Source organism: Streptomyces sp. NPDC006923, from assembly GCF_040635655.1.
Lineage (GTDB): Bacteria > Actinomycetota > Actinomycetes > Streptomycetales > Streptomycetaceae > Streptomyces.
In genome coordinates this window covers 342,800-355,409 of record NZ_JBEYIF010000006.1, presented here as the reverse complement: position 1 = coordinate 355,409, position 12,610 = coordinate 342,800, and the positions used below count along the sequence as shown (strand labels likewise).

Here is a 12,610-nt window from a genome sequence, read left to right as displayed (position 1 = left end):
CGGTGGGGGTTGGCCACCGGACGACTTGGGGGTCTGGAGCGGGGAGCGATCAGTGGTGCTCGGCGAGCGCGCCCTGGATGAAGGTGCAGGTCAGGAGTACGAACACATACGCCTGAAGGGCCTGGATGAAGAGCTCGAAGGCGGTCATCACGATGACCATCACAAACGAAACACCGGCGTACGCGATTCCGATGCCGTTCAGCAGGTACCAGCTCGCCAGCGTGAACAGCAGCAGCAGTGTGTGGCCCGCGAACATGTTCGCGAAGAGTCGCACCGCGTGGGTGAAGGGCCGGACGACGAGGTTCGAGAAGAACTCGATCGTCATGGCCAGCGGCAGGACGGGGCCCAGCGTCTTGTCGTAACCGGTGAAGTTCTTGAAGGCACCGACGAAGCCGTGCCGCTTGAAGGTCAGGCTGACCCAGAGCACATAGACGATCGCCGCCAGTACCGCCGGGTACGCGATGATCGACGTCACCGGGAACTGGGCGACCGGGACGATCGACCAGAGGTTCATCATCCAGACGAAGAAGAACAGCGAGACCACCAGCGGGACATACTTCTCGCCCTCGCGCTTGCCGATCGTCTCGTAGACGATGCCGCGCCGGACGAAGTCGTAGCCGAACTCGGCGACCGTCTGGAGCTTGCCCGGGACCACCTTCGGCTTCCGGAAAGCGGCCCAGAAGAAGCCCACGACGATGATCGAGCCAAGCAGGGCCAGCAGCATCGGCTTGTTGAAATACACGTTGCTGTCCGGATTGCCCAACAACGGCTCGAACAGGAACGAGTGCAGGCCGGGTGCCGGGAAGCCACACCCGTCGAAGATGTGACAGTCGGTCTCGAAGGCGAGCACCTGCGTCGGGTCAGCACTCACCGCGGGCTCCTTCAGCATGGCGCATAGGTACGGCAACCTCGTTGTGTCGGCGCGGCGCACGGCCGCGGTTCGGCACTGGACTGGTGTGACGGATGTGGGGACGGCGGCCGGGCGTTGAGCCTCGCGTGAGGACAGGCGTCAGCTCGGATGCCCGCGTCCGCAATGCCGCAGTTGGCACCGGACGATAGCAGGATCTCGAACGCCTACTTATCCCGGCCCTACTCCTCACGTCGAAGACCCCGTCTTCTCGGCCGTACCGGCCTTCGAGGACTCGGGTTCGACGTAGAGGATCTTGGCCTTCATATGAGCGCGCGTCTGAGCGGCGATCCAGACGAGGGTCGCCGCAACGAGCGTGATGGCGAAGGCTTTCGGATGGAACAGCGTGGTGTCCTTGAACAGGGCCACGAAAATGAAGAGCAGCAACAGCTGGGCGGTGTAGAGCATCAGCCCCATCGCCTGGAACAACTGCGGGAGCGATCGCGCCGTTCGCTGGAGCACCACGAACCCGATGCCCATGAAGAGCATGACCACCAGCGCACCGACGGCGGCTCCCAGAGCTCCCTTGCCGCCCGCGACCACACCGCTGACCACGGCGGCGATCGCGCCGGCGGCAGCAGTGGGCACGGCGGCGTGAAGGAGGTTCCGGACGTCGTTGGACGGCATGGCGGCAGCTCCGCTGACTGGGTGGGGCAGATGGTGTCGTCATGGACGAGCGTAGGCCCGGTCCGAGAGAAGGTTTCTCGGGCCAACGAACCGTCGCACTACGGTCCTTCGGCTCTGTCGCCGGGTCTCGTGAACAGTATCACAAACTATTTGATGAGGTCTTTACCATGGGGGTGTGCTGACTGTCACACGTGAGGGTTACCCCGCGCGCGTGTGCAAGACAACACTAACTCGTGTCTGGTATTGGGCCTCAATGAGTGGATTGCTCTGACAATCAGTTCCTCGAACCGGCCTTCCGGCGGTCGGGAAAACGCGAACGAGCGCCGAGCGCCGTCGCCCCGTTGACGCCGGCGGGAACAGGCGTGCGCTCAACGGGAACCCCCTGGGGCTGCTGGGGCTCGTGTGACTCATCGGTCTGTGCGGACGCGGCCTCTCCGTAAGCGCCCCGCGACTGCCTGCGACGCCGGTAGCGCGGCGGCACGAACGACTCGGCCCAGCGCGGAATCCGCGGGGTGAAGCGCGGCAGCAGCAGAAGCACCAGCCCGACGGCGCTGAGTCCGACGACGATCAGCACGATCCACATCGACGCCGAGTGCACCGAGTACGCGACCACACCGAACGCGATCAGCGCCGACCAGAAATACATGATCAGGACGGACCTGCTGTGCGAATGCCCGATCTCCATCAAGCGGTGGTGGAGATGGCCGCGGTCGGCGGCGAACGGCGACTGGCCGTTCCAGGTCCTGCGCACGATCGCGAGCACCAGGTCCGCCACCGGGATCGCGATGATCGTCAGCGGCAGCAGCAGCGGGATGAACACGGGCAGCGCCGCGTGCGTGGCCTTGCGGGTGGAGCCCTCGAAGATCTTCAGGGCGTCGGGGTCGACCTGGCCCGTCACCGAGATCGCGGCCGTGGCGAGCACCAGGCCGATCAGCATCGATCCCGAGTCGCCCATGAAGATCCGCGCGGGGTGCATGTTGTGCGGCAGGAAACCCACGCACATACCCATCAGGATCGCGGCGAAGAGCGTGGCCGGGGCGGCGGCCTCGATGCCGTACCCGTACCAGATCCGGTACGTGTAGAGGAAGAACGCCGCGGCGGCGATGCAGACCATGCCGGCCGCGAGGCCGTCCAGACCGTCCACGAAGTTGACCGCGTTGATGGTGATCACCACCAGCGCGACCGTGAGCAGGGTGCCCTGCCAGGAGGTCAGTGAGACCGTACCGACACCGGGGACCGGGATCCACAGGATCGTCAGACCCTGCATCACCATCACACCGGCGGCGATCATCTGGGCGCCGAGCTTGATCAGCGCGTCGATCTCGAACTTGTCGTCCAGCACACCGATCAGCCAGATCAGGGCGGCGCCGGAGAGCAGCGCGCGCGGCTCGTTCGACAGCTCGAAGACCCCGTTGAGGTTCTGGAGGTTGTCGGCGACGAGCAGTCCCGCGCACAGCCCGAAGAACATGGCGATGCCGCCGAGCCTCGGCGTGGGCTCGCGGTGAACATCGCGAGCACGGATCTCCGGCATCGCTCCGGTCGCGATGGCGAACTTCCGCACCGGGCCGGTCAGCAGATAGGTCACCGCCGCCGTCACACAGAGCGTCAGCAGGTAATCACGCACGGGCTGCCCCACAGGAATCGCTGGCCATCTCAGCCCCACACACTAGCCCGCGCCGGACCCACCGTTGGATACCGAGTCGCCATATGAGCCAGGACAGAGGGACGAGCGAGATGGTTGCACGGATTCCCGCCGCCGTGCGTCTCAGTCAGGAAAGCGTCCCATACGGCGGAAAACGCTCCACCAGCTCCCGCACCTCGCCGCGGACCGCAGGAGCCTTTCTGCCGCCCTCGTGCAGCGCCGAGGTCATCAGCGTCGCGATCCTCGCCATTTGCGCCTCTCCCATGCCCTGAGTGGTCACGGCGGCCGTGCCGAGACGCACTCCCCGCGCGCCGGCGTACGGCAGCCCACAGGTGTCCAGCACGATGCCCGCCGCCGCGAGCCGGCCACGAGCCGTCCTGGCGTCCACACCGAGCGGCGAGGGATCGGCGGTGATCAGATGGGTGTCCGTACCGTCCGTGGTGATCAGACAGCCCTCCGCGGCCAGCGCCTCGGCGAGCATCCGCGCGTTGGAGACGACCTGGTGCGCGTACGCGGTGAAGTCCGGCCCGGCCGCCTCGCCGAAGGCCACGGCCTTGGCGGCGACGGCGTTCATCTGCGCGCCGCCCTGGGTGAACGGGAACACCGCGCGGTCGACGCGCTCGGCGTACTCGGCGCCGCAGAGGATCATCCCGCCGCGGGGCCCGCGCAGCACCTTGTGTGTTGTCGCACACACCACGTCCGCGTACGGCACCGGATTGGGCGCCGCTCCCCCGGCGACCAGGCCGATCGGGTGGGCGGCGTCGGCGATCAGATAGGCGCCGGTCTCGTCGGCGATCTCCCGGAACGCGCCGTAGTCGATGTGCCGGGGATACGAGATCGAGCCGCAGACGATGGCCTTGGGCCGGTGCGTGCGGGCCAGGCTCCGCACCTGCGCGTAGTCGATCAGGCCGGTCGCCTCGTCGACGCCGTAGCCGACGAAGTCGAACCAGCGCCCGGAGAAGTTGACCCGCGCGCCATGGGTGAGATGGCCGCCGTACGGCAGGCCCATGGCGAGCACCGTGTCACCGGGCCGCAGCAGCGCGGCGTACGCGGCGAGCACGGCGGAGGAGCCGGAGTGCGGCTGCACATTGGCGTGCTCGGCGCCGAACAGAGCCTTCGCCCGGTCGACGGCGATCCGCTCGGCGGCGTCGACCAGCTCGCAGCCGCCGTGGTGACGGCCGCCGGGGTAGCCCTCGGCGTACTTGTTGGCCAGGGGGGAGCCGAGGGCGGCGAGGACGGCGGGCGAGTTGAAGTTCTCCGCGGCGATGAGCTGAAGGCTGTCGGACTGCCGGCGCACCTCACCGAGGATGACCTCGGCCATCTCGGGATCCTGCCGGAGCAGGGCGTCGGGCTCCAGTGCGTAGGGCGCGGCTGAGGTTTCGGTGACGACCGGCATCGCTGTCTCCGGGCCTGGGAAGCGGGTGTCTTGTCATCCAATGTAGGTCGGAGAGCCAAGCGGCGCGCGGAGCGCGCGGGGGCGCGGTCGAGTGCCAGACGCCCCCGCCGCCCCCCCTGACGGTGACCTCCGGCCCCTGCCGACCGCCGGCGAGTGAGCCGAAGGGCGCGCCGCTGTCGTAAGGGAGAGCGCGCGGAGGTTCGCGAGGAACGAGCGAATCGAGCACGGTCGACCGTCGACAGTGGCACAAAGCGCCCGGAGGCGAACCGAGCCCCCGAAAAAAGGGGTGCGTGAGCCGAAGGGCGCGCCGCTGTCGTAAGGGAGAGCGCGCGGAGGTTCGCGAGGAACGAGCGAATCGAGCACGGTCGACCGTGGCACAAAGCGCCCGGAGGCGAACCGAGCCCAAAAAAAAGGGGTAATACCAAACCCCAAAAAATTATGTGCTTACGCCGGTGAGGGCCGTCACCACCGGGTCCAGCGCCTGGTGGATCTCGTCGCCCACCGAGCGGAAGAACGTGATGGGGGCGCCGTACGGGTCGTAGACCTCGTCCGCCTCGGCGGTCGGGGCCAGCAGCCAGCCGCGCAGTGCCGCGGCGGCCCGGACCAGGGCGCGGGCGCGTTCGACCACGCCCTCGTCCAGCGGGTCCGGCAGGGTCGCCGGGTCTATGGCCCGTACCAGCCGGGTGAACTCCTTGAGGGTGAAGGTGCGCAGGCCCGCCGAGTGGCCCATGGAGATCACCTGGGCACGGTGGTCGCGGGTCGCGGTGAGCACCAGGTCGGCGCGGATGACGTGTTCGTCGAGCAGTTCGCGGCCGACGAAGCCGGACGCGTCGGCGCCGAAGTCGGCGAGTACGGCTGCCGCGTTCGCCTCCATGGCCGCGCCTTCGTGGCCCCAGGTGCCCGCGCTCTCCACGATCAGGCCGTCGGTGAGCCGCTCGCCGAGGCGGACGGTCAGGGCATGCCGGGTGAGCCGCTCGGTGATGGGCGAGCGGCAGACATTGCCGGTACTGACGTGGAGGATGCGGAACGTTTGGCCGGTGTGTGCGGTCTCCGCTATGCCACGCCCCTCAGGGGCGGTCAATTGGCCACCTCGAGGTCGGGTACGACCTTGCGGAGCTCCTCCGCGTCGAGGGCGCCGGCCCGCAGCAGTACCGGGACCTTGCCGGTGACGTCGACGATCGAGGAGGGCACGATGCCGGGCGTGGGCCCGCCGTCGAGGTAGACGGAGACGGAGTCCCCGAGCATTTCCTGGGCGGCGTCGCAGTCCTCGGGGGCCGGGTGTCCCGTGAGGTTGGCGCTGGAGACGGCCATCGGGCCGACCTCGGTGAGCAGCTCGATGGCGACGGGGTGCAGCGGCATACGGATGGCGACGGTGCCCCGGGTGTCGCCGAGGTCCCACTGGAGGGACGGCTGGTGCCTGGCGACCAGGGTGAGGGCGCCGGGCCAGAAGGCGTCGACGAGTTCCCAGGCCTGCTCGGAGAAGTCGGTGACAAGGCCGTGCAGGGTGTTCGGGGAGCCGATCAGGACAGGGGTGGGCATATTGCGTCCGCGGCCCTTGGCCTCCAGCAGGTCGGCGACGGCCTCGGAGGTGAAGGCGTCGGCGCCGATCCCGTAGACGGTGTCGGTGGGCAGCACGACCAGCTCACCACGGCGTACGGCCGACGCGGCCTCACGCAGACCCGTCGAACGATCGGTCGCGTCGTTGCAGTCGTATCGCCGTGCCATCAGCCGGCCCTCCAGATTTCTTGTACGTGGTTCGCCGCCGGGGCGGTGGTCGCCTCGGCGGCGGTGCGGGCTGCCGGGGCGGAGGGGACGGCGGGGGCGGTCACAGGGTGGCCTTGCGGGCCGTCGCGAAGCGCGGGCGCTTGTTGAGGTCGGGGTGGTCGGCGGCGTCCACCCAGCCGGACTCCTCGCTGAAGATCCAGGGCACCTGCCCGCCCTGGGTGTCCGCGTGCTCGACGACGACCAGGCCGCCGGGGCGCAGCAGCCGGTGCGCTGTGCGTTCGATGCCGCGGATGGTGTCGAGGCCGTCCTCGCCGGAGAAGAGAGCCATCTCCGGATCGTGGTCACGGGCCTCGGGGGCGACGTACTCCCATTCGGTCAGCGGGATGTACGGCGGGTTGGAGATGACCAGGTCGGCCTGGCCGTTGAGCTCGGGAAGGGCCGTCAGGGCGTCGCCGCGGTGCACGGTGACCCGGGACCCGTCGGCGTTCTTCCGCGTCCAGGTGAGGGCGTCCTCGGACAGCTCCACGGCGTGCACGCGGGAGCGCGGCACCTCCTGGGCCATGGCGAGGGCGATGGCGCCGGAGCCGGAGCACAGGTCCACGATGAGCGGTTCGACGACGTCCATGGCGCGCACGGCGTCTATGGCCCAGCCGACGACCGACTCGGTCTCCGGACGCGGTACGAAGACTCCCGGGCCGACCTGGAGTTCCAGATAGCGGAAGAAGGCACGTCCGGTGATGTGCTGGAGCGGCTCGCGGGCCTCGCGCCGGGCCACGGCCTCCCAGTAGCGGGCGTCGAAGTCGGCGTCCTTGACGTTGTGCAGCTCTCCCCGCTTGACGCCGTGCACATAGGCGGCGAGCTCCTCCGCGTCGAAGCGCGGTGAGGGCACGCCCGCGTCGGCGAGCCGCTGGGTGGCCTGGGCCACCTCGGCGAGCAGCAGGCTGCGGGGGACGGGCCCGCGGCGGAGCCGCTGAGGGTCGCTGTGGCCCCCAGAAAGTGGCTGCACGCTGGTTCCTCCGGACTGCGAGAGTGGTTACTGGGCGGCGGCGAGCTTCGCCGCGGAATCGGCGTCGACGCAGGCCTGGATGACGGCGTCCAGATCGCCGTCGAGGACCTGGTCCAAGTTGTACGCCTTGAAACCGACGCGGTGGTCCGAGATCCGGTTTTCCGGGAAGTTGTACGTCCGGATCTTCTCGGACCTGTCGACGGTGCGGACCTGGCTGCGCCGGGCGTCGGCGGCTTCCCGCTCCGCCTCCTCCTGGGCTGCCGCGAGCAGCCGCGAGCGCAGGATACGCATGGCCTGCTCCTTGTTCTGGAGCTGGCTCTTCTCGTTCTGGCAGGAGGCGACGACACCGGTCGGCAGGTGGGTGATGCGGACGGCGGAGTCGGTCGTGTTGACGGACTGGCCACCGGGTCCCGAGGAGCGGTAGACGTCGATGCGCAGGTCGTTGGGGTTGATCTCGACCTCGATCTCCTCCGCCTCGGGCGTCACCAGGACTCCGGCGGCGGAGGTGTGGATACGGCCCTGCGACTCGGTGGCGGGCACCCGCTGCACGCGGTGCACTCCGCCCTCGTACTTGAGCCGCGCCCAGACGCCCTGTCCCGGCTCCGTGGCGCCGTTGCCGCCCTTGGTCTTCACCGCGACCTGGACGTCCTTGTAGCCGCCCAGCTCGGACTCGGTGGCGTCGATGATCTCGGTCTTCCAGCCGACGCGCTCCGCGTAGCGCAGATACATGCGCAGCAGGTCCCCGGCGAACAGCGCGGACTCGTCGCCGCCCGCGCCCGCCTTGACCTCCAGGATGACGTCCTTGTCGTCGCTGGGGTCGCGCGGTACGAGCAGCAGGCGCAGCTTCTCGGTGAGGTCCTCGCGCTGCTTCTCCAGCACCTTGACCTCGGCGGCGAAGTCCGGGTCGTCGGCGGCGAACTCGCGCGCGGTCCCGATGTCGTCGCCGGTCTGCTTCCAGGAGCGGTACGTGCCGACGATCGGGGTCAGCTCGGCGTATCGCTTGTTGAGCTTGCGCGCGTTCGCCTGGTCCGCGTGGACCGACGGGTCGGCGAGCTTCTTCTCCAGATCGGCATGCTCGCCGATCAGTTCCTCGACCGCCTCGAACATCGGTGGCTCCTGGGTTGTTGCGAAGGTGCTTCGGGACGCCAAAGCGCCGGTCTCGACGCCCCGGGGAGGGGCACCGAGGACCGGCGCGGACTGCTCGCTACTTCTTGGCGGAGGCGGCGCCCTTGCCGAAGCGGGCCTCGAAGCGGGCCACACGGCCACCGGTGTCGAGGATCTTCTGCTTGCCCGTGTAGAACGGGTGGCACTCGGAGCAGAGGTCGGCACGGATGGTGCCGCTCTCGATGGTGCTCCGGGTGGTGAACGACGCACCGCAGGTGCAGCTGACCTGGGTCTCGACGTACGCGGGGTGGATGTCGCGCTTCAAGGTGGCTCCTAGTTTCGGGAGGGCGCCGGGTCGTACGCGCGGATTGCTCGTACGTGAACCGGGGCCGACGTACCAGTCTGCCAGGACCGGCCGTATCTCCCAAAACCGGGGTGCGGGCGGAAGTATTCCGTGCGCCCCTCAGCCGCCCTTGACGATATGGGTGTCCTCCTTGCCGGCCGCGGAGTCCTTGGTGGCGGAGGGGGGTATCGGCCTGTCCTGGCGCAGGGCCGTCCAGACCTGCCGGGTGCCGGACGGGATGGGCAGCACCCTGTTCGGGTCGGCGGGGTCGTAGCGCACCGGGAGCGTGATCATCGTGACGTCGCGGCCGGTGAGGTGCTTGAGGCCGTCGGCGAATCCGACCAGTTTGTTGACGGAGTCCAGCTCGGAGTCCGTGGTGATCGCGCGGGTGGCGGTGTCGGCGAGGTCGTACAGCTTCTTGGGACTGGTGTACAGGTCGACGCTCCTGACCTGCGTGATCAGCGCTTTGACAAAGGCCTGCTGGAGTTCGATACGGCCCAGGTCGCTGCCGTCGCCGAGGCTCTTGCGGGTCCTGACCAGGCCGAGGGCCTGCTCCCCGTCGAGGGTGTGGGTGCCGGCGGGCAGCCGCAGATGGCTCTTGCTGTCGTCGATGGGCCGGGTGGTGGTGATCTTGACGCCGCCGAGTTCGTCGACCAGTTTCTTGAAGCCGGTGAAGTCGACCTCCAGATAGTGGTCCATGCGCACGCCGGACATCTTCTCGACGGTCTTCACCGCGCAGACGGGGCCGCCGACCTCGTACGCCGAGTTGAACATCGCGAACGGCTCGGCGGGGACGGGCCTGCCCTTGCGGTCGGTGCAGGCGGGGCGGTCGATCAGGGTGTCGCGCGGTATCGAGACGATACTGGCCTTTTTGTGGCCCTTGTAGACATGGATGATCATGGCCGTGTCCGAGCGGGCACCGCTGGCGCGGCCGTACTCGCGGTTCGCTCCGGCCCGGGAGTCCGAGCCGAGGACCAGGATGTCCTCGGAGCCGTTGTCGATGTCGGCGGGGCGGTCGCCGCCGAGCCGCCCGTTGATGTCGATGCCCATGATGTTGCCGTTGAGCCTCGCGTACACATACCCGAGTCCGGATCCGCCGACGAGGATCACGGCGGCGGTGGACCAGGCGGCCACGCTCATCGCGCGACGGCGCTTGCGGGGCGCCTCGGGGCGTCCGCCCCGGCCGGGTATTCGGCTGCTGCTCCGGTCCGACATGGTCTCCCTCTGTCCGTGGTACCGGTCCCACTGCCTCCTTCCGTGGCGATCAGGCCGTTCCGCCCGGCCGCCGGTGTCGGTGTGACGCACGCCGGCATCGGCGGTAAAGACCCAAGAAGCGTTTCACAGAGCGCCGCGTTCCGCGCTGGGAGCGGGCGGCGCGGGCGCCCGGGGAGCCCGGCCGGACACAGAAATCCGCCCCGTCGCCGGAGCGACGGGGCGGATCCCGGAAGACGGCGGCCCGGGTCAGTCGTTGCCGTTGCCGGGGCCGGGGGTGGTCTTCTGGATCTGCAGCAGGAACTCGGCGTTCGACTTCGTCTGCTTCATCTTGTCCAGCAGCAGCTCGATCGCCTGCTGCTGGTCGAGCGCGTGCAGCACCCGGCGCAGCTTCCAGACGACGGCGAGCTCGTCGCTGCCGAGCAGGATCTCTTCCTTACGGGTGCTGGACGCGTCCACGTCCACCGCCGGGAAGATGCGCTTGTCCGAGAGCTTCCGGTCGAGCTTGAGCTCCATGTTGCCGGTGCCCTTGAACTCCTCGAAGATCACCTCGTCCATGCGCGAGCCGGTCTCGACCAGCGCGGTGGCCAGGATGGTCAGCGAACCGCCGTCCTCGATGTTGCGCGCGGCACCGAAGAAGCGCTTCGGCGGGTAGAGCGCGGTCGAGTCGACACCACCGGACAGGATGCGTCCCGAGGCGGGCGCCGCGAGGTTGTACGCGCGGCCCAGACGGGTGATGGAGTCCAGCAGGACGACCACGTCGTGACCCAGCTCGACCAGGCGCTTGGCGCGCTCGATGGCCAGTTCGGCGACGGTGGTGTGGTCCTCGGCGGGACGGTCGAAGGTCGAGGAGATGACCTCGCCCTTGACCGAGCGCTGCATGTCGGTGACCTCTTCGGGCCGCTCGTCGACGAGGACGACCATCAGGTGGCACTCGGGGCTGTTGACCGTGATCGCGTTGGCGATGGCCTGGAGGATCATGGTCTTACCGGTCTTCGGCGGGGCCACGATCAGACCGCGCTGGCCCTTGCCGATCGGTGCGACGAGGTCGATGATCCGCGTCGTCAGCACACCCGGGTCGGTCTCCAGCCGGAGCCGGTCCTGCGGGTACAGCGGGGTCAGCTTCTGGAACTCCGGGCGGCCGCGGCCCGTTTCGGGCGCCATGCCGTTGACGGAGTCGAGGCGGACCAGCGCGTTGAACTTCTCGCGGCGCTCGCCCTCCTTGGGCTGGCGCACGGCGCCGGTGACGTGGTCGCCCTTGCGCAGGCCGTTCTTGCGGACCTGGGCGAGCGAGACGTACACGTCGTTCGGGCCCGGCAGGTAGCCGGAGGTCCTGATGAACGCGTAGTTGTCGAGGATGTCGAGGATGCCCGCGACGGGGATCAGCACATCGTCGTCGGCGACCTGCGGCTCGCCGGGACCGAACTCGTCGCGGCCACGGCGCCCGCGGCGGTCGCGGTAGCGTCCGCGACGGCCGCGCCGGCCGCCCGCCTCGTCGTCGAAGTCGTCCTGGGGGCCGGTGTTCTGGGGGGCGCTCTGGGCGCCGCCACCGCGGTTGTCACGCTGCTGGCGCTGGCCGCCGCCCTGCGGCTGGCCGCCCTGGCCGCCCTGCTGCTCGTCGCTCTTGCCGCGGCGGTCGCGCTGCCGGTCGCGGCGGTCACCGCGGTCACGGTCACCGCGCTGGCCGCGGTCCTGGCGCTCGCCGCGCCGTCCGTCGGTGTCGGTCTGGGCGGAGCCCGCGCCGGACGCGGAGACGGCGGCCTCGGCCCTGCTGTCGGGCTGGGCCTCGACCTTGACGTCGGCCGGGGCCTCGGTCCTGGTGTCCGTCTGGGTCTCCGGGCTGCCCGCCTGCGCGGTGGCCCTGCGACGGCGGCGCTCGCCCACCGGCTGGTCGTCGCTGGCCGGCTGGCCGGGGATCTCGATCTGCTGCGAGGCCACGGCCTGCTCGGCCCTGTCGGCCTTCTCCGCGGCGGCGACCGTGTCACCCGTACGGGCCTTGGAGGTCGCGCGGCGCTTCGGCTTGGTCTCGACGCCGTCGGCCGCGGCGCCCTTGGGCGCGGACGAGGCCCCTGCCTGCGTCTCCTTGATGACCTCGATCAACTGGCTCTTGCGCATCCGTGCGGTGCCCCTGATGCCGAGGCCGGACGCGACCTGCTGGAGCTCGGCCAGGACCATGCCGTCAAGGCCGGTGCCGGAGCGGCGGCGCCGTGCGGTGGTGCCGGTGGCAGCACCTGCGGCGGGCGCGGTGGCGTCGACACTGTTGTCGGCAGTCACGCCCATCAGATCGGTGGTGTCGCTCACGAAGGGTCCTTCCCTGGAGCGGACGTCGGCCTTCTGGCTCGGCGACCGGTTGTGCTGTCCGACGGCGGTCCCATCTTGTGGACCGTGCCGGGGCGGTGGTCCCGCCGGATATGGCGGAGAAACATGCATACGTGCAATGGGTCCGGCCCGAGATCCCCCTGCTCGGCCCACCGCTGGGAAAAACGGGGGGTGTCGTGCCGGTTCCGGTGCGTGCTCAAAACTGCTCAGGCAGGCTGCTCAGGCAGTTGGGGAGGCTCCCGGAAGAAGTTGGCCCCGAATCGGGACACGAAGCACCGCGCCACAAAGACGTCGGTTGCAGACTTGAGGTTAACACTACCGGCTCCAAC

General features: G+C 69.2%; 11 protein-coding genes. All 11 read right to left on the bottom strand.

Annotated elements, in window-relative coordinates; translation table 11 throughout:
- Nucleotides 1-49 precede the first annotated feature (49 nt).
- A complete protein-coding gene (gene atpB / locus ABZ707_RS14970) occupies nt 50-886 on the bottom strand; it encodes a F0F1 ATP synthase subunit A (protein ID WP_360173877.1) in 837 nt (278 codons plus the stop codon).
- A 210-nt stretch (nt 887-1,096) separates the two neighbouring features.
- Nucleotides 1,097-1,534: a hypothetical protein gene (locus tag ABZ707_RS14965; protein ID WP_360173443.1), complete on the bottom strand. Its 438-nt coding sequence runs from the start codon at nt 1,532-1,534 to the stop codon at nt 1,097-1,099.
- Nucleotides 1,535-1,808: 274 nt separating this feature from the next.
- On the bottom strand, nt 1,809-3,158 hold the full coding sequence (locus ABZ707_RS14960) for an MraY family glycosyltransferase (protein ID WP_360173440.1): 1,350 nt from the start codon (nt 3,156-3,158) through the stop codon (nt 1,809-1,811).
- A gap of 145 nt (nt 3,159-3,303) precedes the next feature.
- Nucleotides 3,304-4,572, bottom strand: coding sequence for a serine hydroxymethyltransferase (glyA, locus tag ABZ707_RS14955; protein WP_360173436.1), 1,269 nt, complete (start codon nt 4,570-4,572; stop codon nt 3,304-3,306).
- A gap of 436 nt (nt 4,573-5,008) precedes the next feature.
- Nucleotides 5,009-5,653, bottom strand: coding sequence for a protein-tyrosine-phosphatase (locus tag ABZ707_RS14950; RefSeq protein ID WP_360173433.1), 645 nt, complete (start codon nt 5,651-5,653; stop codon nt 5,009-5,011).
- Nucleotides 5,650-6,297 carry an L-threonylcarbamoyladenylate synthase gene (locus ABZ707_RS14945; protein ID WP_319680951.1) on the bottom strand — a complete coding sequence of 216 codons (648 nt, stop codon included), beginning with the start codon at nt 6,295-6,297 and terminating at the stop codon, nt 5,650-5,652. Before ABZ707_RS14945 ends, ABZ707_RS14950 begins: the two co-directional genes overlap by 4 nt.
- 100 nt (nt 6,298-6,397) lie before the next feature.
- Nucleotides 6,398-7,237, bottom strand: a complete 840-nt coding sequence (prmC, locus tag ABZ707_RS14940; RefSeq protein ID WP_360173874.1) for a peptide chain release factor N(5)-glutamine methyltransferase — start codon at nt 7,235-7,237, stop codon at nt 6,398-6,400.
- A gap of 93 nt (nt 7,238-7,330) precedes the next feature.
- Nucleotides 7,331-8,410: a peptide chain release factor 1 gene (prfA, locus tag ABZ707_RS14935; protein ID WP_360173430.1), complete on the bottom strand. Its 1,080-nt coding sequence runs from the start codon at nt 8,408-8,410 to the stop codon at nt 7,331-7,333.
- A 97-nt stretch (nt 8,411-8,507) separates the two neighbouring features.
- Entirely contained in the window at nt 8,508-8,732 is a 225-nt protein-coding gene (gene rpmE / locus ABZ707_RS14930; RefSeq protein WP_129771286.1) for a 50S ribosomal protein L31, read from the bottom strand.
- 138 nt (nt 8,733-8,870) lie between these two features.
- A complete protein-coding gene (locus ABZ707_RS14925) occupies nt 8,871-9,965 on the bottom strand; it encodes an LCP family protein (RefSeq protein ID WP_360173425.1) in 1,095 nt (364 codons plus the stop codon).
- A gap of 246 nt (nt 9,966-10,211) precedes the next feature.
- A complete protein-coding gene (rho, locus tag ABZ707_RS14920) occupies nt 10,212-12,263 on the bottom strand; it encodes a transcription termination factor Rho (protein WP_360173422.1) in 2,052 nt (683 codons plus the stop codon).
- Nucleotides 12,264-12,610 lie beyond the last annotated feature (347 nt).